Here is a 23,556-nt window from a genome sequence, read left to right as displayed (position 1 = left end):
TATTGGCTATGTAGCGTGGTGTTAATTTTATTTACGTCAATGCTTAATTAAACTGACACTCATATACATCTTTATGTATTTATTACTTATTCAAACAGTCTTTATCATAAAAATTAAGACTCAAGTATCGTTTATCAACGATGGTAAATAATAGTGACATCATTGTGTAAAAATGCTTACTAACAGTAAGTATGTCTTTGTTTTAATATCACTGTACCCTCTATAGCTATTCCTATACCCCTGTAATTTATCCTAAAGCATTACTATCGCCTATCGCCTATCGCCTATCGCCTATCGCCTATCGCCTATCGCCTATCAGAGATTTTAAACAACAAAAAATCCCTGCCGAGGCAGGGATTTATAATCATTGGCTAAATCTATATGGCGTTAATTACGCTAGTGCTTTCTCTGGCGAAATGTACGCCAGTTCTAACGCTTCCGATACTTCTTCACAAGTGATCTGGCCACGGTATACATTCAAGCCATTCAGCAGGTGCTTGTCTTCTTGCAGTGCCGCTTTATAGCCTTTATCTGCCAGTTTTAGGATGTATGGCAGAGTGACATTGTTCAGGGCGAATGTTGATGTACGAGCAACAGCACCTGGCATGTTAGCTACACAGTAATGAACAACTTCGTCAACAATGTAAGTTGGGTCGCTGTGAGTCGTTGCATGAGACGTTTCAACACAGCCACCTTGGTCAATAGCAACATCGACGATTGCAGCGCCTGGCTTCATCTTCTTGATCATTTCAGCAGTAACCAGTTTCGGTGCAGCAGCACCTGCAACCAGTACACCACCAATAACAAGGTCAGCGTCCAGAACGTGTTTTTCAATCGCATCTTTGGTTGAGTATACACACTGTACAGTGCCGCCAAACTGAGCATCAAGCTGGCGCAGTACGTCGATATTGCGGTCGAGTACGACCACATCAGCACGCATACCTACTGCCATTTGAGCTGCGTTAGCACCAACAACACCACCACCGATGATAACAACTTTTGCTGGCTCTACACCCGGTACGCCAGCTAATAGCATGCCGCGACCGCCTCTTGATTTCTCAAGCGCTTGTGCACCCGCTTGGATTGACATACGGCCAGCAACTTCTGACATTGGAGCCAATAGTGGTAGGCGCCCTTTATCGTCTGTTACCGTTTCGTAAGCAATACACACAGCCTTGCTGTTGATAAGGTCATGCGTTTGTTCTGGGTCTGGCGCAAGGTGAAGGTAAGTAAATAGAATTTGGCCTTCACGAAGCATGGCACGTTCTACGGCCTGTGGCTCCTTAACTTTTACAATCATTTCGGATTCTGCAAAAACCGCTTCGGCCGTTGGCAGAATCTGGGCACCTGCATCAATGTAGTCCTGATCGCTAAAGCCGATACCAGAACCTGCATTGGTCTCTACGTATACCTTATGTCCATGAGCAACAGCTTCGCTTACTGAAGCTGGGACCATACCCACACGGTATTCGTGAACTTTGATTTCCTTAGGTACACCAATAATCATCTTTTGTTTCCTTGCTGCCTTATTAAAAGATGTACACACAATAATGAAAAAACCTTGGAATGTGTGACCGTTTTTTAACTTATAACCAACAAATCAAACTGGAATTTTATCCTGATGTAGCACAAGAAACTGTTTTTGAACTTGGTCACACAAGAAAAAACCAACAAAACGAAACAAACCAGACCAGTTAGCTACCTTTTACACCAAAGGTAGTCAATTAAACCACCACTCACACCATATAGCAGATATAAACACTAGCCAGAACAGCAGGAAAGAGTCATGATTTCTGTTGTTTTCAAGTCTTTTTTTTAAGAAAAGTGACATCAACTCGGTTATTAACAGCATTTTTATCTATTAAAGGCATTAGCAAAGAGGTGCTTTCAAGCTCAACACGCCACTCACCAGGAAATAAAAACACAACATATAGATAACAAAAAAGCCGCTATAAGCGGCTTTTGTGTGAGCTATACCAAAGGTTAGTCATCAAACTCCCAAGGCATATCCGGCAACGCGTCCAAATTTTCACTATAACGTTTCAAATCAAAGCTTCCGTCATTTTTTGCCACGTCAAACACTTCAATCGATAGTGCGCAGGCAATCATTTGAAGCGCTTCTTCTCTCGGCGTACCTGTCATCACCAAACGCATCAAGGTTTCTTTCACCTTGATTGGATTACCTTCTTCTAGCTGGTTTTCTACTGTTTCGACTAGCATATCGCCAGTCATGATATCTTCATCTTGCATAACAATGCCTTTCTCTGGGCCTTAAACTTGGCCAGTTTACTCAATCTTGATTACTGAATCTTGGGTACTTCACCTATATCATAGGCAAAGTTACCCCTATCATGCGACAAGCCACTTAGCCTGCTGCGCTTGTGCTTCTATCAAATTGTCATAGCGATACGGTGTCATATTTACGCCTACCGGGTGTAAATCATTGACCACCACCAGCCTTAACCCAGCAGAATACGCCGATTGCGCGCCGGTCTGGCTATCTTCAATCGCCACAGCCTGGTGTTCCGATACACCTAGGGTACGGCAAGCCAGTTGATAAATCTCTGGAGCTGGCTTGTTCTGTGCGACATCGTCCCCACAAAAAACATGGTCAAAATAATGCAACCAGCCAAGATGGGCCAAAATACCCTCAACATAATTCCTTGGTGAACCGGTCACGACAGCCAACGGCCGTGAACCATGGAGCGACTTTATCAGCTCAAAAGCGCCCTGTTTAGCGGGGATCCCTTTGTCTATGATAGCTTGGTAGGTCAATCGCTCCATATCTGACACTACGCTTGCAGTAGGGTGCGGTATGGTAGCGATTGAAGAGAAGTGTTTAGCGACTATTTCCCAAGGAACGCCTGCAAAATCAGCCAAAAAGTCATGTGCTGATATGTCGATATTCAAGCCCGATAAATAATGGCTCCAGTTCTGCGCGTGGAAAATTTCAGAATCGACCAACGTGCCATCAAAATCAAAACAAACTGCCTGCATGGGCTTACTCCGCTAACAACAAGACCGACATCTTACTCAGTTAAGCCCACCAGTTCCAAGTCAAGATGACTTACACACCTGTTTAGCTAACGCTTCCCTCTAATTTTTGCCCCTTTAGAATAGAAAAGCAGCTTGTAAACGGGACTGCAGGACTGAAGAAGAATCCTTGGACATAATGGCAATTCATCTCCTGCAAAATATCCAGCTGCTTTCGCGTTTCGACACCTTCGGCTACCACCTGAATCCCCAGCTTATGGCTCAAGTCTATTATCAAAGAGACCAAGGTCCGGTTGTCCTGCTTTTCTATATCCTCAATAAAACTGCGATCTATCTTGATAATGTTTGGCCGAAGCTCGACCACAGAGCTCAAGGAAGAGTAGCCTGTACCAAAGTCATCCAGCGCAATTTCAATTCCTTTTTGCTTAAACGATGCCAACAAGGATTGAATATCGCTACTTTCACTCGATGCCGTCGACTCAGTGATCTCCACAACGATAGATTTCACCGGCAAACCATAAGATTCGATAATTTCCCATATCGGGGGAAGCCCGTTGCAACCGATAAATTCTTTCACCGAGCGGTTAATGCTCATTGTCACATCAGAAAAACCGGCTTGGTGTAACTGCTTAAGATCACGGCAAGCTTGGTGTAAAACGAAAGTACCCAACGGTCTGATCAAGCCGTAGCGCTCTGCAACAGGAATAAACTCAGCGGGTGAGATATGCCCTTCAACCTCATCATGCCACCTGATCAAGGCTTCAAATCGACTAATTTGCCCAGTACGAGCATCGACAACCGGCTGGTAATACACCGTAAGCAGTTCATCGGATATCGCCTTCTTGAGCCGATCGCGCATTTTCAATTTTTCTATATAGTCAGACTGTAATGCGCTGTCATATTGGCAGATCCCATTTCGCCCCTGCCCTTTCATGTTATACATGGCATAATCAGCGTTCTTTAACAGGTCGCTATGGGTTTCTCCACTCTCTGGGTAAGTCGAAATCCCAATACTGACGGTGGTATTCACTTCAATATCATCGAGTACAAACGCTTCCGCCACACGATCAACAACCTTCTGCCCCCATACCCTAGCCGCTCCGGAAGTCGTTTCAGGTAAGAGAACACAAAATTCATCGCCGCCATATCGGCAGATATCATCTGCAACCGGGAATACCTGTTTAAGGCTGCTGGCAATGTGAACCAAGACTTTATCGCCAAAATCATGGCCATAGAGATCGTTGAGTGACTTGAAGTCGTCCATATCAATAAACAGCAATGAGAAGGTTTGGGCCCGTTTGTCATCGATAGAGGCAATATGCTTCTTCACCCGTTGAACAAAACTACGACGATTCACAAGGCTGGTAAGCGGGTCTTTATACGCAAAGAAAGTCAGCTGCTCTTCCGCTTTTTTCCAATGGCTAATATCACGAAACACAGCCACAAAGTTAACGATCTCGTCATTATCATCACGGATCACATTGATCGATATTTCTTCTGGGTAGATCTCGCCATTCTTACGCCGGTTCCAAACCTCGCCTTTCCAATGCCCGTAGCGGTTCAGATTATGCCAGAGATACTGATAATACTTGGCATCATGGATCCCCGATGACAATACACTTGGCGACAAGCCAAGCAGTTCTTTCTCACGATAACCCGTTATTTCCTCGAATGCCCGATTGACCGAAATGATTTTGTTATTTCTATCGGTGATTAGAATGCACTCAGAGGTATTGTCAAACACGACCTGTGCTCGATCCAGCTGACGCTTAGCTTCGACGGTATGGGTAATATCGCGCTGAATACCCGCCACCTTGGTTGGTTTCCCGAACTCATCTCGCGCTACTATGCTGCCTTTCACGGTTAGCCAGCATTCATTGCCATCTAGCGCAATGCGACTACTCGGTTTAAGGCGAAATTCAAACTGAAACACTGAAGCATGCTGTAGCTGAATGAAACGATCAAAGTAGTCAACGCCTTCGTCTCTGTCTTCTTCAACAAGGCACGATAGCCACGATTCCAGATCATCACCGTCCTTGGGTTTTTCACGGCCTAATAAATGCCAAAATTTCGCCGAGGTCGCCAGCTCTCTACGTTCAAGATCAAACTCCCAAATCCCTTCTTCTACAGAGTTGAAGGTCGTTGTCAGTTGCCGCGAGGCTTTATTCAGCTTGGCGGAAATTTGGTAGACATCAGTGACATCATGGACGGTACCACGCATCTCAACAGCCTGACCTTGGCGATCCCGTATCACTTCAGCCCGCTTACGCAGATACTTGATGGAGCCATCCCAGAGTTGAACCCGATGGACCAAATTGTAATTGACCGCATCACTTTCAATCGACCGGTGCAGCGTGTCGAGCACCCACTCACGATCTTCGGGATGAATCAAAGCCGAGAGCAAAGATAGCGTCGGCAGTAGCGACTCATCTTTAATATCATAGATACGATAAACTTCTTTGCTCCACTCAAAGTACTGCTCTCGGAGGTTCCAGCTCCAGCTTCCCACTTTTGCAACTCTTTGGCCCTCTTCCAATTGCCATTGCAGTTGTGACTGACGCACCAACAAAGCTTCATAGCCGACCTCGTAGCCAAGATAGCCTGAAAACGTCTTGCAATACTCAAGTAGTGCATCCACTGAATGGAATGTGCGTTTAAACACGCAGGAAAGGACACCAACCAACTGGTGGTTACGTGCAAAAAGGGGGATACCAATGAAGGTTTCTGCTGATTCAGTATGTTGACGCGAGTAGGAAGGGTACCTCTTGTCAAAAGCACTTGGAACAACGAGCGGCTCCTCGCTCTCTACAATCTGGGCTTCAGGGACTTCTGTTAAAGGAAAATAATACCCCTCTCCTATTTCACCCTGAAAACAGCTTGAGAGAATATTCGCGCCTTCACACTCTTCACTTATAGAGCTAATAAGGACGGTGTCTACGGCATAGGCCTCATACAAACTCTGGCCAATCGTCTCAAAGAGCTGTTTTCCGCGAAGTTGGTTAAAGGTATTTGTTTTATTGTAATCCATCAGCATTTTAATTATTACCCGCGGCATTTTTCAGCCTGCTTGATAACAACACTATTATTTCACCCGTTGCGGACTTTACCCCATGACCCTACGAGATAAAAGCAGACCTGAGCATTCACAAAAGGGATATAACAAAACATTGATTAACATCACTCTAATGAAATCCAATCGTTTACATAACATGCGAAATAGGTTGTGCATTCCATTTAGGGGTAACTGCATGCTTCATAAAACAGTCTTGGGTCCAAGGCTATTTCATAAATTAAAAGGCCGAAGTGAAAGTCCACTTCGGCCTCTTGGCTAACATCCAAGGTTATACGTTATCGACACATGAAACCGGCAATATAGGTATCTAAATCACGAATTAGATGACTGGCTTGCCAGTTGCTCCAGGTACTTGGCTGATGACCATAGTCACTATAGCCAGAACTTTCGAGCATAGATTGCGTCTCATACATTGCCGTTTGTGCTTGCTGGCATATATTCAACCCATATTGCTCATGCAGTTTTGCGCTAAGCAACCTTGAGGCCAAATGATCAGCACTTGCGTATGACGAAGGCTTATCCAACACCTCTTTTGCTTCTTCACAAGTATCTACATGATAATCACCAAGCATATAAGTGTTTGCCTGTAGATCATCATTGCTTAGATAGTTACCATAGATAGGCTTATCGTAGCAGGCCACTGGCTCTGTCTTCTTAACCTGCCTATTATCCACTTGAAAGAATAAAGTCTGCCCAGGTTTCACAATGAAATTAACACATAGCGTTAGATCATCATAAATAGACTGGATGTTGCCATAGTCAGGGTTAAACAACTCACTGACTTGGAGGTAGTAGTTAATCGGCGAGTCATTATCGCTATTCTCCAGCCTCAACCTTTCATCAGGATAATGATCACCGTTGGTATCAACCATCCAGAATGATTGCCAGCCATAAGGCATATCCACTTCACATAAGGTGTACTTCTCGTATGGGGTCAGCTTGATCCCATCAAAGTCAAACAAGTACGGTGGCGTCATAGCAAATGTATTTACCCCTGGACCTGACAAGGTAAACTTCCACTCATCTTGTGTCGCATAACCGTTCGTCAGTTTTTTCACTAGCACCATACCATTTTCACGATTGGTGTAAGTACATTCAACAGTCTCACCAGGATCTAAGACAATATCTGCCAAGCGGCTCAATGTGTTGGTTTGGGTATTTGCTAATCCAGTCTCCGTACAGACCAAGTCAATAAGGGTGAAGTCTGGCCCGGGCTCGTTTTCTGTTACTTGGTAACTGCCCGGAATAACGCCTTCAAACACTTTGCTCTGTCCATGGTTGAGCATGAAGTCATCACTACCCTCGATATTCTGAGAGAAACTGAAGCCAGTACCATATTTCGGCTTGGTGAGTTTATGAATAATAATGGTGCCAAGCTGCTTGTTGGTAAATGAACACTGCTTAATCGTTCCTTCATCCTCTGGAAGAGAAACGGTGAACTCACAACCAGAACTGGCAGTTTGCACCCAACCTTCGCGGACAGTCTCTGTAACCGTATAGTCCCCTTCAACTAATTCAAAGTCTCCATTTTGTCCTTGGAAAACCTCAAATGCGCCAGGTGTAGAGTCACTGGTTACCAAGACGATACCATCATTTCCCGTATTCGGGCCTTCCAGTGTCATCGTCCAGCCATTTTCCTCGCCGTAAGGCATGGTAATTTTATCAACCGCAGCAAAGACCGGTGCTGGAGGCTCTGGTGCAATTAATACAAACTCCAGTTCACCGGAACAATTATCTAGAGTAGGTTCTGCAGGGAAGGTTAAATCAATCGATTCAACTTTATCGCCAACCAAATTGCCACAGCTTGTTACTTCTGCGGTATAAGAGTCTGGCGCTATATCATCGACAGTTTGGGTAATATCATTATCTGCGCTATCGAAATTATACGTTAGCGTCTCAACAATCACATTGGACGAGTTTTTAACCTCAACCGTACACTGCAAGGTATCTGGATTAACCAGTGCAGGAACAGCCAACCGTACATCTAGATCGACTAATGCTGAGCTGGTGACAATAATTTGCACCGGTGATTGCTCTGTGCCGCTTTCGACCATTGTGCCGTCAGAAGCGGTCAATAGCGCCCAATCAGCCAACGTACCAGACGTACTCGTTACCTCTGCGGCAGAAATGATTTTGGTAAATTCAACAAAGCCAATATCGCAACCGTTCTGATTTGAACATTCACCGGGTTGCTGAGTTTCTGACGTCCACACCAAATCATCACTAGAAGGTGTCAAGGGCGTGTTTAATTGATAACTGTCTGAAAAAGTACCACTCGCCCCTGTTACTTGAGAAACCAAGTAGCTCAAACCATTACCGGTCAACCTTTCTGTATCTGACACTGTTGCGGTAGTCAAATCCCCACTGACTTGTTGAATACCAGCCCCATCCTCTACAAGATCAAACTCAGCTGTTAATGGCTGACCAGAGAAAGAAGGAACACCTGGTAAGGCTGGGTCCTTAAATGTTGCGGTAGCAACATCGCGTAACCCTGTAACATCTGACTCAGTTTCAATGGTGTGAGTAACAAAGACTTCAGACGTTGCAGGCACTGATATATTATTGAAGGAAGTAGCATCCAATAACGCTTCACCCATGCCAATATCACCGAAAATTTGATCAGTAATATCAACGACCACATCTCTAGAGAGGCTGTTCGATACATAGATATTTGTCACTACTCGTACTTTATCCGCAGACGTTGGGATGACACTCCATTCAACACGAATTTTTGCCTCGGCACTGTTATCCTGCGTAGTATCACATGTGTTACCGAGGTTGAGTGTCGTAGGAGTAGCCTGCTTCGTCACATTCCACACAATGCCTTCACCAATCGTCGCCGTCATGTCTTTGCGAACGCCAAATGCTTGGTTTTCATCGACATCGATAGAGATTGTTCTCCGCCCTTGCTGGAAGCCCTCTTGCTCAAAAATATAAGCCTGCAGTGACGAACCAGGAAACTGGCTGGCTCCAATAGCCAACCGATTTGCCCAGTCAATGACACAGGTTGTGTTTGGCCCCTGAGAAATTCTCAGCTCACGATAAATGACATCATCAGCTCCACCGTTGACTTGATCGGTTACTACTGGGGCACCGACGCTGACCAACGTACAACTCGCATCTGAAAAATCATTATCAAGGCCGCCTCCAATAATTTGGACATTGGTAATTTGATCAAAACCTTCGTTACCATTGTTTTTGTTATCAGCAGCAACCCTAACGTCAAAGGTTACAACCCCATCACTATCACCGTTTTCCGTTATTAAACGAAAAGGAACAAGATCAAGCTCATTCCACCCTTTTCCCAAATTACCCGGAGTATAAGGCGTATCATTACCACCCAAAGTACTAGGGTCTTGACAGGTATAATTACCATCATCATTAGGTAGGCTATTTCTATCTGCCAATAATGTTGGGTCGCCATCATTACGGCACCCTTCAAAGGTAAATTGAACAGTATTTGGCGCCTGGTCAAATGCCTGCACAGATAACGTAGAGATACTCAATAAGAAAGCGATTCCCCATAGAGCGTGCCGCTTTATACGCTCAAAAGCATGAAGTTTCATACACCTAACCTTCTGTTGTTATGTTTTGTTCCAGTTATTACTCAAGAAGCAACTTAAGCTCCCAGAAACTGTTTACTTCAAAACTAGTTAGGTGTTTTTTCTTACAATTTGAATAAATGCGGATTTACTCAAGATGAGTCGATTTATTATTTATGAGAGAACAAAAACCAGACATAAATGTCTGGTTTTTTATTCACCTTAACGTAAATATAATATTTTAGGTTCCCGGCATGAAACCAGAACTAACGTCTCATACGTTTAAACTGCAGCTCAACTAAACGTTGGTATAGCTCGCTACTTTGCAGTAATGATGCGTGATCACCAATACCCACCAGCTGCCCGTGATCAAACACCGCTATTTGATCGGCATGCTGAATCGTTGATAGTCGGTGGGCAATAATAAGGGTGGTTCTACCCCGCATCAGCTCTTCGAGCGCTTGCTGGACATGATATTCACTTTCGCTATCTAGCGCGCTGGTCGCCTCGTCAAGCAATAGGATTTTCGGATCTTTTAAAATGGCTCTGGCAATGGCAATTCGCTGTCGCTGCCCACCTGACAACCTGACTCCCCGCTCTCCGAGGAAGCTATCGTATCCATCTGGCAAACTCATGATGAAATCGTGGGCATGGGCTTTTTTAGCAGCCTCTATCACTTGTTCATCGGTGGCTTGCGGGTTGCCGTAGCGAATGTTGTGGAAAACATTATGGCTAAACAGGGCTGGTTGCTGGGGTACCAGCGCCATTTGATGACGAAGCTCACCGGGCTCAAACTGACGGACATCAATGCCACCCAACGTGACTTTGCCAACTTGTGGATCATAAAAGCGCTGCAATAACTCAAACAAAGTCGTTTTACCCGCCCCTGACGGGCCTACAAGCGCTAGTACTTTTCCTTCTTCCGCTTTTAGCATTAATTTTTTAACTGCCGCCTGATCCGGTCTTGAAGGATAGCAAAATGTGACATCATCAAACCCCACCTCAGCAGACAGAGCCTTAGGTGAAATCACACTTTGGCTCGGCGCAACAATATGGCTATCGACATGTAGTAGCTCTATTAACCTTTCTGTGGCACCAGCTGCTCGTTGAAGCTCCCCCATCACCTCCGAAATGGTTGCCAGCGATGAGGCAACCATAATGGCATAGAAGACAAACGCCCCAAGATCACCTGCCGACATCACGCCATTGATGACATCACTTCCGCCAACCCACAACATGCCAGCAATCGCACTGAATACAATGACAATCACGCCGGAAATCAAAATCGCACGCTGCATAACTCGCTGGCGACCTATCTCGAATGCCTTTTCTACCTCAACAGAAAACGTCGCCCTTTCCTGCTGTTCATGGCTGTAGCTCTGTACTGTTTTGATGTGCTCTATAGCCTCGCCCGCGTAGCTCCCCACATCGGCCATCGAATCTTGGCTTTTACGAGACAAGGCTCTAACCCGGCGGCCATAGATAATGATCGGAACCAATACAAATGGCACCGATGCCAATACGATTAGAGTCAGCTTTATGTTGGTGGCAAAGAGCATAATAATGGCGCCAGCACACATGAGTGCACTGCGCATTGCCATTGAAAAAGACGAACCAATGATGCTCTGTAGCAAGGTCGTATCCGTGGTGATGCGCGACATGATCTCACCACTGCCATTGGTTTCAAAATAGCTGGGATGCAAAGTAATGACATGGTTAAACACCGCTAGCCGGATATCCGCACTGACTCGCTCGCCAACAGAGGACACCAAATAAAAGCGAAAGAAAGTCCCGATAGAGATGAGTACAGTGACAACAAGAATAAACTGGATCGCGCTGGCGAGCTGTTGAGTCGATTGCTGCGAGAACCCTTCGTCAATCAAGATACGCACACCATGGCCGACCGATAACGTCAAAGAGGCGGTGAAGATTAGCGCCACCAGCGCGGCCAACACGCGGCCTCGATATGGACGAACGAACTTCACCAGTTCGAACAAAATACTCAGGCTTTTGCGTTGAGCTTTTGGGTCTGATGCTTTGTGTGAAATAGTGCTGTTTGATGAAGCGTGAGTTTGCCTAGTCGTTTGCATAGAAGCGCCTTTCGTTGTCCCTATAGCAAGCTTATCACTAAGTTATCAAGGAATTAGAAAAGGAGTGCAAGATGAGAACAAAAAAGCCCCAGCATTGCTGCTGAGGCTTTCATAATAATACTTTATTCTAACTCTACCGGCGGCCTGAACACCATTTCATGCATCACAACATCTTGAGGTAGCTCCAACAGTACCGCAATCGTCTCAGCAACACTTTTGGGGTGCATATATTGTGGGCGGTCAGCCTCTCGGAAGTTGGTATCGGTACCGCCAGGGAATAAAGAAGTCACTTTGATACCATGCGGCTGCGCCTCCTTCATGAGGATGGCACTAAAACCCGCGAGCCCTTGCTTCATCGCCGTGTACACACCCATTGTTTCATTCGAGCGCTTGGCTACTGTGCTGAGCACATTGAAAATATGGCCACTCTTGGCAGGCTTCATCACCTTCAACGCTTCACGGCATAGCACAGCTGGTGCCCGCAGGTTAACGGCATACTGGTAATCAAACTCTTCCAATGTGAATTCATCGATACCACACTTACGCGAGTTCATCCCTGCATTATTGACCAGTACATCCAATCCACCGAGTTTTTCTACGGCTTGCTCGACAAGAGCCAAAGCTTGGTGCGGATCACTCAGATCAGCCTGAATCGTTTGGCAGCCAGTTAGTTCGCTAAGCTGTACCAACTTGTCACTGTTTCGCCCTGTCGCAACCACTGTATGCCCTTTTGAGCACAGTGTTTGAGTCAGTGCATACCCTATGCCGCTAGTCGCCCCTGTTATTAATACACGTTTCATTTCTATCCCTATTAGCAACCCTTAACTATGACTGTTTGCCAGTCTGTCATATTAATAGGGATAAAAGAATACGAGAGTATTTAAACGTAATTACCCTACACCCTAAACAGGTTTAAGCATTTGCATGTCAGCGCCGATATCGTCAGATAGATATTCCATATTGTGCAACCGGTATGAAGCCCAATAGCCACGCCAGCGAACATCCGAGCTCAGAACTTTAGCCATTTGCTCGACAAGTTCCTGCCGTAGTGCCTCCCCTTGCTCCTCATAGAACTGGTTAACCTGCACGTCAGCGTCAACATCGTACAACTCCTGATATCCCGTGGAGGCATTGTAACCATAGAACCATTCTTTGCCGGACAACTCCAATCTAATTGCAGCGCCAAGGTTCATACCCACATGCATACCAGTTTGAAAGACTTGCACCAATGGCTCACGGTCTTCACCTCTTGCCACTTTACTCAAGTCACAGCCTTCCATATGAGCCGGTTTTTCTATACCAGCCATGGCCAACAGGGTTGGGGCTATGTCTAATGCAGAACAGACCGTCTCTACGGTCTCCAGTACCGGTAGACTGGTCTTTGGCGGTTTAATATAGAGTGGGATGGAAAAAATATCAGGCTGAAAGTAAACACCTTTATCAGCCATTCCCAAGCGACCATTCATATCACCATGATCTGCTGAAAATACAATGGCACAATCATCCCACAGCCCTTCCGATTTTAGATAATCCACCAAGCGGCCGACAGCATAATCAATAACCTCGACCTGTAGCAGATGACCGGCAATATAATCGATCACGGTCTCTTCATCGTACATCCCCCAATACTTTCGGTATAACGTATAAATTGGGTTATCCGGAAGCGTGTCTTTTTCCTGCAGTTCGGCATAACTCGCTGGTAATCTAACTGACCGCTTTATTTCTGCATAACGAGACTCGAACCCACTCGGGATAGAATATGGCTGGTGAGGATCAAAGAAATCCAATTGAGCGAAGAAGGGACGATCAGGCTCCTGCCTCCTAGCCGCTTTTATCTGTCGGATAGTCAGATCCGCAAGGAACGTTGAATAATGGGCCTCTTTAGGAAAATCAGTACCATCAGACTGCTCTATCCAGCCGCCAAAAGAATTGGCCGGCGTTTGTTTATCGGCCCTCAGTCCACGTAGCTCCCTGCGGTAACGCGGAGGTTGTACGTTCAATGCATCAAGGTATTCCAGATACCGGTCATCGTCGGCAACCGGAGGGCCCCACCGATCCCAGGCATGTAAGTTTTCACCAAAAGTACGAATAAATTTATCCACCCCGACATGGCACTTCCCGGCATGTTTGAGTACATACCCTTCAGATTTCAGGTAATCCTGGAAAATAACATCATCGACACCCAAATCGACCTGAGAACCACAAGGAGCACGCTCACCGTTGGTCAAATAAGGAGGGTGCATCCCGGTAAACATAGCGGCTCTCGCAGGCCCACACAAAGGGCTCGTGGTATAGGTGCGATTAAATCGCGTTCCTTCTGCCGCAATCGAATCAAGATTAGGCGTATTGATGACCTTGGACAGCGGCCTTGTATCAAAATAGCAATCAGGAGAGATCATATCGACCGTAATAAAGACGATATTCTGTTTTTTAACAGCAGAGTCGACGCAATAACTTCCCTGACGCAACTTTGGGTTCAGGAACTTACTTATCTTGCCAGAATATTCAAAAGACGACATATTTTATTCTCACAGTAACAAGGGGATTAAATTAAAAAGCAGGCAGGGGGTTATCCCTGCCTTTATTTGCAAGAAACTAGGCTTCTCTGGCTACCTCTGCTGTTGAAACACTCTTGGTATTGTGACGTTGCAATGCCCGATTAATAACAAAGCAACATACAGCGACAAGAGAGAGTACAGCCATAACTTTGCCTGCACTTCCCTGCTCACCAAGTATGCCAATTTCAGAAAATACGGTGTATAGCAAAGCCAGTAAGCCAACAATTGCCCAACTGGCATGAACAGCATATTTCCAAGGTTTGACTTCAACTTGATTCGTGTAAACTTGCTCGTAAGGCTGGGACATCGGTTTTAAATAACGAATTACCATCATAATGCCGACCATCCATAAGAAGTTCAGGCCGACAAGATGGAGCCAGTGAACTTGAACGAAGCCAAAGTCACCTTTAAGTACGAAATGGGCGGTATAGAAAGACACCATACCAATCGGCAAAGCAATATAAGCAGCCAGTGCTGGTGTACGTTTAGACACGATACCAACCAATATCACGGTTAAGATGGGTACATTGATAACCGCCATAATGGTTCTCATCAAGGTGTACAGACCATCTGCCTGAGCGATAAATGGGGCGATGCAGACACAGATGACAATGGTGACAGCACCAAAAATTTTCCCCATTCTCACTACTTTTAAATCATCCGCTTTAGGGTTGATGATTTGCTTGTAGATATCCAGGCTGACTAGTGTCGAAAGACTGTTTACCCCGCTGTTAAAAGAGCTCATTACAGCGCCAAACAATACCGCTCCGAAGAAGCCTGTTAACCATGACGGCATGACCTCTCGCACTAAGGTTGGGTATGCCATATCCTTAGCCAGGATTGCCTCCCCAGCTTCAGTAAAACCACGTGTGGGTATGGTAAGCATACCTTTTTGATGCATGTGCCATGCAATAATCCCGGGGAGAACCAACATAGCAACGCCTAGCACTTTCATTGCCGCTGCGGCTAATACACCTTTTTGGCCTTCCGATAAATTTTTTGCTCCCAGCGAACGCTGTACTATTGCCTGATTCGTACACCAGTAGAACAAGTTAATTAACAAAATACCGGAGAATAAAGTATGCCAAGGAATTGCAGCACCTTCCCCTACACCAGCCGCCGCCATTCGCTCGGGGGATTCTGTAATCAGGATATTGAACCCTTCGGCCACACTGCTATCACCGAGTTGATACAGCGCCAGAATAGGAACAAGAAAGCCACCGAAGAGCAAACCAACACCATTGACAGTATCTGATACAGCGACTGCCTTGAGGCCACCAAATACGGCATAGATACCACCGACAAAACCAAGCCCTATGACCATAATCCAGGTCGCAGCCGTTTCACTGACACCGAGGATTTCAGCGACACCGAACAGTTTCCCCAGAGTGATGGCTCCTGCGTACAACACAAAAGGGAGGAACCCGATCACAATGGCATAAATAAAGATGAATGACGCCACGGAACGCATCCGCTTACCGTAGCGCGCTTCCAAATACTGAGGAACAGTAGCAACCCCTCCTTTGAGAAACCTTGGTAGAAAAACGACTGCCAAGATAATCATTGTCACTGCAGCAACGGTTTCCCATGCCATCACGCTGGCACCGTTGGCAAATGCGTTACCGTTTAGTCCTGTCAGCTGCTCCGCCGATATATTAGTCAGGAACAGCGAACCGGCTATCACAAACCACGGTAAACTCCGACCTGCTAAAAAATATCCTGTTGATTGTTTAAGATTTTCTTGTCTTGTTGCTTTGTATGATATCAAAGCAACCAACAAGGTAAATAAGATGAACGAGCTCATTGCTATCATGTGTAAACTCTCCATGTAGGTAGCGTTTATTATTTTTATACGCTTTAAAATGTTCTATCTTTATGCAAATTTTCGCTTTGTTAATATGCACCCAATATTATTGACCGCCATCACAAACATTATTCGCATCTAAATATCAGCTAGGAATATAATTTAATTTCATACATTATTAGATGTACTTAACGAACCAATCCATGTAAAAAACGAAACTATGAAAAATCAACCATTAGTTATTACTAGAAATGTGAACTTCAGCAGTGTTAGCATTCGCTCGTTTTGGGATGTGATTGGCGATGAGAGCTACATTAATGATTGGCCTCGGGACAGGCGGCTACCAATATCCAATGATACCCTGGTTGTGGTTTACACCGAAAAAGGCAATGGAATTATAGAGTTAAAAAACGGGGAGAAAATTCAGATCCGCGGTAACTGCTTAATTTTTCTCGATCCAAAAACAATAAATTGCTACTGGTGTGATGGCTTTATTTGGAAACTATATTGGATAGAAATTTTCATTGAGCAAAAAGCCTCAATGGATATACCGAAACAGACAGTGATCCAAATTGATAATCATAGGCATTTCGAAATTCAATTCGAAGAACTTATTGATTCACTGAAAAAACAGAAAGATACATTCAAATATTACGCAGCTGCTTTATTCAATAAGATATTTTACGAATGGCTTCTGACGGTAAGCAATGAGCAACGTTCCAAATCATATGATAAGGTCAAGTTAGTCATAGAAGAAATGCACCATAGACTTTCTGAAAATTGGCATGTGAAGTCGATGGCAACATTTATTGGCTGTAGTGAACAACATTTGAGAAAGCTATTTCTAAATCATACAGGTCGATCACCGAAAGAATATTACCTCCAACTCAAACTCGATATCGCCTTGGGTGTTCTGAAACGAGGGAACAAATCTGTCTCGCAAATTGCCTATGACCTTGGCTTTTCTGACGCTTTTCATTTCAGCAATGTCTTCAAGAAACGCTTTGGATACTCACCTTCCAGCGTTGCCCCCCGAACACAGGCCGCCCAACAGTTAATCGCGATTGAAACTGAGTAAAGGCTGCAGGCAAGATGGCAAGCTCATTCATGATGTAAATTTCTGTCTTATTGTTTTCAGATGACTTACCGCATCGCTCTCTTCAACATTAATAGAAGGTGTCCAGCACTCGGCAATCGCAAGCACCCCTCTTACCCTCTCGTGATATGAAAGAGCAACGGCACTTCGCCTGACTCCATTTTCATTGAACATGAGATCAATGTAGTAACCTTTCTCTTTTGCCAAAGAGACTTTGATCGCTTCTTCTTGGTGACTGATTACGTTTCTTACTCCTTTGGGGCCATATCGCCAGGAAGTTTCATTTTCGACTAACGAGCTTTCCGAAAAAGCTTTACCAACGATATATACCGCATCAACTTCACCTAACCAATTGCGTATATACCCTTCCTTTGCCCATACTCTCCTCTCCTGGATAGGACTAATGCTTTGCTGCAACACCATGCCACTCTTTGAGTATTCATACCACTCGACCGTATAACCACATTTTTTACTCAAGGATGTCATTTCAACCTTCAGCGAATTTTCGAAACTTACAATATCCTCATCATGAATCGCCGTTAATTGTCGACGTGGTTCGTAGGTTTTATCTTTATTTCGATAAAGGATCTCCATCTGTAACAAAGTCTCTAGAATTCTCGAAAGCGTCGCTTTTGGAACACCAGATACTTGGAACAACTGCTCCAACGTCAACGGTTTTCTTGCCGTATTAAGACACTGCAGCACCCAAAATCCCCGCGCACAGGCTGGCGCTGAATAATTATCAGATTCATTAAATTTCATATTTAAAACATACCAAAAATTAAAATTAAAAATAGGCATATCTTTTTGATGTGTGACCAACTCGATGTATTAATTAATAATTATATTGATAGAAATGGAGTGATCAATTGCCATAAATAAATCTATGGCAATTGGCCGAATCACTTAAATCACTTAAATCACTCACAGTCCATCAGTAAGGGAAATGAGTATGTCTACACAAAATGGTGTTATTGAACAGACAAATTAAAATAACCACTGTTCTGCGTTATCGAACTATCACCCACAAAAACGTCAATTCGAGAAGATGATAAAATTAAACCCCCATCATCTGAATAATAACTCAACTTTTCAGGAGATAAGACGAAGGCCACTTCTTCCGACTGACCGGGAGCAAGCTCAATTTTTTTGAAATCTTTCAGCTCCCGATTAGGACGTGCAGTCCGGGCTACATTCTGGCGAATATAACACTGAACAATTTCGGACGCTTTTACTTGACCTGTATTAGTGACAGTAACTGAAACCGTTTGGTTATCTTGCCCTGCCACTACTGACTTCTGTACTCTAACATCAGAATAAGAGAAAGTGGTGTATGTCATACCAAAGCCAAATGGATAGAGAGGTGTGTCATGCTGATCTTTATACGGCATGTATTCCTGATAGGCACGCATCTTCCCTATTGGTTTTCGAGCGTAATAGATAGGGATCTGCCCCGTTGAGCGAGGTACGGACATCGGTAACTTACCACTTGGCGAGGCATCACCAAACATAATACGCGCCACAGCCTTGCCGGTTTCTGTCCCCGATTGCCATGCATACAACAGTGCATCGGCATACTGTTCTATCGATGGTGAAGGGAGTGGTCGTCCCGTACACTGCACTACAACCATTGGTTTGCCCACTTTTCCTATCGCGGCAATCAACTCTTCCTGTCCAGCAGGTAGTGCCAGTTCAGCGACATTTCTAGCCTCTCCCGTACGGCGGTGGCTCTCACCGATACAGAGAACCACAATATCAGCACGATGGGCCTGTTCGACCATTTCATCACTAAAAGCGGCTGATTCCGTGATCACTTCAAGTTCAGGTGCAGCGGCAACGATACCATCAAAGATAGAGGTCACATCTTCGGCCTTCCCGTCGAGACACCAAGATCCAAGGTGCTGCCTATACGAATGAGCATGAGGGCCCAACACAGCAAGTTTCAGTCCCTTTTTTGGCAATGGCAGCACCTGCTCGCGGTTTTTGAGCATCACTATACATTGCTCCGCCAACTGCAGGGCTTTATCAACATGCTCATCGGCACGCAGTGCTGTTTTGTGCCACTCTTCATCGACATAAGGCCTTTCAAACAAACCAGCCCTGAACTTAGCCGTCAGAACCCGGCTGACAGCATCATCCAGCCTAGCTTCATCAATGCGACCATCTTCGAGTAACTGAGCCAAATTTTCATCATAGACTTCATAGGTCATGGCCATATCAACACCAGCCTTGAGCCCTTGTGCTGCTGCATCTGCCAAATCTTCAGCTACGCCGAAATAGTTCAAATCAGAGATAGATCCCCAATCACTAACCACCAGACCGTCAAATTGCTGATCGGTCTTTAGCCATCCTTGAATCAATCGCTCACTGCCTGTAACAGGAGTCCCTCCCAGATCATTAAAGCCTGACATCAGGGTCACTACACCGCTATCGAGTGCCGCTTTAAACGGAGGCAAATATACATTGTGCAACGTATTATCGGTGATCTCAGTGGTATCGTAATCACGCCCCCCTTCTGCCGCACCGTAGCCCACAAAATGTTTCGCACACGCTAATAGAGAATCAGGTTCAAAAGTGTCTTTGCCCTGGAAACCACGAACTACCGCGCTAGCAAACTGGCTGCTGAGATAAGGATCCTCACCACTGCTCTCGATCACCCTACCCCAGCGCGGATCACGGACAATGTCCAGCATCGGGGCAAAGGTCCAATGTATGCCCAGCGATGCGGCTTCTGTCGCCACGCATCGATATGCCCCTTCCACCAGCTCTGGGTTCCAGGATGCCGCCTGAGCCAAAGGGATGGGTAAAACCGTTTGCTGACCATAAATGACATCTCGGGCAATGATCAAAGGGATCCCCAGCCGGCTTCCTTCTACTGCTGCTCGCTGTATTTCATTGAGCTGCACCGGATCGACAACTTCGGCAGGCGCATTACCAGCCCAAGCCGTATCAGCCAGAATTCGGGAACCAAAACGTCCTTGCCTTACCGCATCCAAATGTTCTTCGCGTCGCTGATCATAATTGCGCATCGGTGTTTGGCAGAGTTGACCAATTTTTTCGGAAACAGTCATACGATTAATCAAATCTTCAACGCGAGCCACAATTGGTAAATCAGGTTTTTTATAGTCCGGTGTAGTCATAATTATCCTTTATCATCATGTCGCAATGAGAAGGGCTCATTGCGACATTAACACTTCTACTAAGCTTCGTTTTTTGCTGCACGACGAAGTTTCAATTCCGCCGTAATCTTTTCAAACAACTCAGGCGTAATGTAATACCAACGCATCGCAAGAATTGAACAGGCATGGGCAAACGCCACAGTGAGGAATTTCAAAACTAATATTGTACTGAGCACGTCATCTGGTTGAATTTCATTTGGTGTGTAGTTAACAGACGCCAATGCATAACCTGTCAGCATGCCCGCCATCGCACTGCTGCACTTAGCCACAAAGGTCATAATTGCCGTCGTAAGGGCGTTAGCGTTATTACCCGTTTTATATTCACCGTATTCCACACAGTCTGGAATAAGCACCCAAGTCAAGTTACCGGCAAACACATTACATGCCATTGAAGCAACTAGTAGACTGAACATCACCCAGACCGGTAGAAAGTCAGCCGTGAAATAGCAGAATAGGCAAATAAGCAAACCAGCCCAGCTACCACCAAGGAACATGCCTTTTTTAGAGAAGAGACGTCCCAACAATGGCAAAGAAATCACCATGATAAATGGAATGAAGCTGCCAACACCTTTAAGCATTGGGAATAAGGCTTCATTCATCATGTAATACTTGAAAAAGTAAATTGCAATGGAGGTTTCCATAGCAAAACCAAAGATATTGGTTGCATGGGCTGTAACCAAAGCAATCAATGGCTTGTTAGACTTAACCGTTTTATAAACCTGCTTAGGTGTGATTTTTTGCGCAGAGACTTGTTGTGCATTTTCCAACGTATCACGCTTTTTGGCCCCATAAGCACAAATCCAGAAGTTTACCGTTACCAGTGCACCGAAAATAACACCGGTTGCACGCCAGCCATCAATGCCACCGCCAAACCAGTCAACCATGATCAATGGCAATGCGGTAGCAACAAAAGTAGCCAAGATCCCCAGCCCTTGTTTCATGGCAACAACCGTTGTCCGTTCATGGTAATTGGTGGTCATTACCGGCGTTAGCGCATGATATGGAACGTTAATAACGGTTTGCGCAAGTGAGTAGGTAATATAGGCCACATAAGCGAACACGACCTTTGACGTTACCGATAATTCTGGGGCCCAGAACAGAGCAGCAATCGTTAAGCCAAGCACTGGCGCACCAAAGATCAAATAAGGACGATACCGCCCCATTTTGGTTCGGGTAGCATCAGAAATCATGCCAAAGAGAGGATCAGTTACCGCATCGATAAGGCGCGTAACCAGAAAGATTTTACCAACCGTTAATGGATCAATGCCATACATGTCAGTAAGGAAGAACATCAAGAATGTACCAATAAAATGGAACATCAAGTTTGAACCGACTCCTCCCATACCATACGCAAAGAGTTCTTTTTTCGATAACGTTGCCAAAAATTTACTCTTTGGCTTATTTATAACGGCAGGATCTGCCGCTGCTTTTGCTACGGTCATATTAGACTCCGAAATTCACGCTATTGGATTTTAGTTATTTATTGCTGGACTGAATTAGACTCAGCCCATTTATTTTTATTTAGTCCGTAAAAAACTATTTTTTAGTAATAGTTGGATGTTTTTGTTTTATTTTTTCTATTTGATCTCCACGCCCTGTTTCTTCCAGTCTTTTAAAGTAAGCATGGATGTCCTCACATTTAGCATGGTGTGGCCCTCCCTCTTGCATTACCACACGCATAGGATCCTCTGTATTGCCAAACGGTTGTGTTTCCATCATATGGTCATGCCATTGTAGGTAACGATAAGCCATATCTTTAACCACCTCCGGCAACTCATCCGCCAAGTTATATTGCTGATGAGGGTCATTCTGTATATTGAATAGCATTTCCTGCGGGAAAAGATGCAAGCCATCATGGTATGTTCGAATATAAATGTAGTCACCGTGACGGACACTACGCTGACAAACATGGGCGCACTGACTTAGTACCAACGATTCATGGCCGTCTTCTTTTCCTTCTGTAATCGCAGAGGCAAAACTCTTGCCGGTCCATAATGGTAGCGGCGCTTTCCCCATCATTTCCGCCAGCGTTGGAGCCCAGTCAATATTGTAATGCAATGCATTATTCTCAATACCCGCTTGCATGCCTGGCCAACGGACAATAAATGGCACACGGCAGGTAATATTGTCTGCAGTTGCATGCTCACCAAATAACCCTAGTTCGCCCAACTTTTCTCCGTGGTCAGAGCTAATCACGATAATGAGATCGTCCATCACCCCTTTAGCCTCAAGGGCCGCAAAGATCTGGCCTAGGTGCTGATCCATATATCGAATACCGCAATCATAACCATCAATCATTCGACGGAATCCAGCCATACCTTCAATATCACCGGGTTGACGGGGATATTGCTCATAGGTGTTGTTGTCCCACATGTTGAAATCTTGGGCTGAATGCGGACCGGCTTTTTTCCAATAATCAGCCATCTTTTCTTCAGTCATCCATTCAGGTAGAGGATCATCCCTGAACGGATTTCCAAAGTCTTCTGGTGCTCGGTACGGCGTATGCGCATCCCAGTAGTTAACGTGCAGATACCAATTATCCTCATCGCCATTTCGCTCAATCCAATCAAGCACAGTGGGTGTTACTTCCTCCGCTGATTCATGACCCGAACCGCCAGTGTTATACATTTCTGTAAAACCAGCATAGTAATGAAATAACGAATGGCGCTCAGGGAATGGGCTAACCAAAACCGTGCGCATCTGATTCTGTCTGAATAGGGTTGGCAGTGCATTATGTTCAACATAACTTTTGAATTTTCGGCTTGCTCCCTGACCTCGGATATCTCCTGCCGTGCCGCCATGGCTTACAGCACCATTATGAATACCCTGCATCCCTGTCATCATTGCCGTTCGCGATGGGGCACAAGGCGCATCTGATGCATAGTAATTATTAAACCGAATGCCTTGTGCAGCAATTTTATCAATATTAGGGGAAGTATTACGTTGGTATCCATAACAACCTAAATGGTCAGGACGCAGAGTATCAAGATCAAGGTACAACACACGCATAGGGTTTCCTTTAAATATTTTATTAAAACAGTTATTAACGGTTTTGGGATAGATGATTCGCTAATTCCAAATATGTAATTGACCCTTACATTTCATATTTAAAATATACCCTATTTGGTATTCTAGAGGAATTGAGCAATTTATGTTCTGTGACCGAGCCATTTTAAAATCCTATTTAGTGTTAATTTTACAGCTCTCAGTAATACTCTTT

14 protein-coding genes are annotated in these 23,556 nt (G+C 44.9%); 1 reads left to right on the top strand and 13 read right to left on the bottom strand.

Features of this window, described 5'->3' with window-relative positions:
• Window positions 1-391 precede the first annotated feature (391 nt).
• From ald to L4D79_RS28195, 9 genes are all read right to left on the bottom strand, one after another.
• Window positions 392-1,507: an alanine dehydrogenase gene (gene ald / locus L4D79_RS28235; protein ID WP_428656851.1), complete on the bottom strand. Its 1,116-nt coding sequence runs from the start codon at window positions 1,505-1,507 to the stop codon at window positions 392-394.
• Window positions 1,508-1,983: 476 nt separating this feature from the next.
• Window positions 1,984-2,250: a hypothetical protein gene (locus tag L4D79_RS28230; protein WP_428656848.1), complete on the bottom strand. Its 267-nt coding sequence runs from the start codon at window positions 2,248-2,250 to the stop codon at window positions 1,984-1,986.
• Window positions 2,251-2,349: 99 nt separating this feature from the next.
• Window positions 2,350-2,997: an HAD family hydrolase gene (locus L4D79_RS28225; protein WP_428656845.1), complete on the bottom strand. Its 648-nt coding sequence runs from the start codon at window positions 2,995-2,997 to the stop codon at window positions 2,350-2,352.
• Window positions 2,998-3,079: 82 nt separating this feature from the next.
• A complete protein-coding gene (locus L4D79_RS28220; protein WP_428656842.1) occupies window positions 3,080-6,049 on the bottom strand; it encodes a sensor domain-containing protein in 2,970 nt (989 codons plus the stop codon).
• A 293-nt stretch (window positions 6,050-6,342) separates the two neighbouring features.
• A complete protein-coding gene (locus tag L4D79_RS28215) occupies window positions 6,343-9,633 on the bottom strand; it encodes a prealbumin-like fold domain-containing protein (protein ID WP_428656840.1) in 3,291 nt (1,096 codons plus the stop codon).
• A gap of 242 nt (window positions 9,634-9,875) precedes the next feature.
• Complete coding sequence (locus L4D79_RS28210; RefSeq protein ID WP_428656838.1) at window positions 9,876-11,699, bottom strand: ABC transporter ATP-binding protein/permease; 1,824 nt, start codon at window positions 11,697-11,699, stop codon at window positions 9,876-9,878.
• Window positions 11,700-11,821: 122 nt separating this feature from the next.
• Window positions 11,822-12,499, bottom strand: a complete 678-nt coding sequence (locus L4D79_RS28205; protein ID WP_428656835.1) for an SDR family oxidoreductase — start codon at window positions 12,497-12,499, stop codon at window positions 11,822-11,824.
• 102 nt (window positions 12,500-12,601) lie between these two features.
• The gene (locus tag L4D79_RS28200) at window positions 12,602-14,218 is read right to left on the bottom strand and encodes a sulfatase-like hydrolase/transferase (protein WP_428656833.1); all 1,617 of its coding nucleotides are present in this window, start codon (window positions 14,216-14,218) and stop codon (window positions 12,602-12,604) included.
• A gap of 76 nt (window positions 14,219-14,294) precedes the next feature.
• Window positions 14,295-16,070 (bottom strand): solute:sodium symporter family transporter, encoded by a 1,776-nt coding sequence (locus tag L4D79_RS28195; protein ID WP_428656830.1) that lies wholly within the window; start codon window positions 16,068-16,070, stop codon window positions 14,295-14,297.
• A gap of 211 nt (window positions 16,071-16,281) precedes the next feature.
• On the opposite strand from L4D79_RS28195, the gene L4D79_RS28190 reads away from it, so the two are divergent.
• Window positions 16,282-17,139 carry a helix-turn-helix transcriptional regulator gene (locus L4D79_RS28190; RefSeq protein WP_428656828.1) on the top strand — a complete coding sequence of 286 codons (858 nt, stop codon included), beginning with the start codon at window positions 16,282-16,284 and terminating at the stop codon, window positions 17,137-17,139.
• Between the two features lie 27 nt (window positions 17,140-17,166).
• Here the strand turns inward: L4D79_RS28190 and L4D79_RS28185 are convergent, their stop codons facing one another.
• From L4D79_RS28185 to L4D79_RS28170, 4 genes are all read right to left on the bottom strand, one after another.
• A complete protein-coding gene (locus L4D79_RS28185; protein WP_428656826.1) occupies window positions 17,167-17,919 on the bottom strand; it encodes a helix-turn-helix domain-containing protein in 753 nt (250 codons plus the stop codon).
• A 209-nt stretch (window positions 17,920-18,128) separates the two neighbouring features.
• Window positions 18,129-20,297 carry a glycoside hydrolase family 3 N-terminal domain-containing protein gene (locus tag L4D79_RS28180; protein WP_428656823.1) on the bottom strand — a complete coding sequence of 723 codons (2,169 nt, stop codon included), beginning with the start codon at window positions 20,295-20,297 and terminating at the stop codon, window positions 18,129-18,131.
• A 59-nt stretch (window positions 20,298-20,356) separates the two neighbouring features.
• Window positions 20,357-21,778, bottom strand: a complete 1,422-nt coding sequence (locus L4D79_RS28175) for an MFS transporter (protein ID WP_428656820.1) — start codon at window positions 21,776-21,778, stop codon at window positions 20,357-20,359.
• Between the two features lie 94 nt (window positions 21,779-21,872).
• The gene (locus L4D79_RS28170; RefSeq protein WP_428656817.1) at window positions 21,873-23,345 is read right to left on the bottom strand and encodes a sulfatase family protein; all 1,473 of its coding nucleotides are present in this window, start codon (window positions 23,343-23,345) and stop codon (window positions 21,873-21,875) included.
• Window positions 23,346-23,556: the final 211 nt, after the last annotated feature.

It is taken from the genome of Photobacterium satsumensis (assembly GCF_050336935.1).
GTDB lineage: Bacteria > Pseudomonadota > Gammaproteobacteria > Enterobacterales > Vibrionaceae > Photobacterium > Photobacterium satsumensis.
This window is presented reverse-complemented; position numbering and strand designations above follow the sequence as displayed.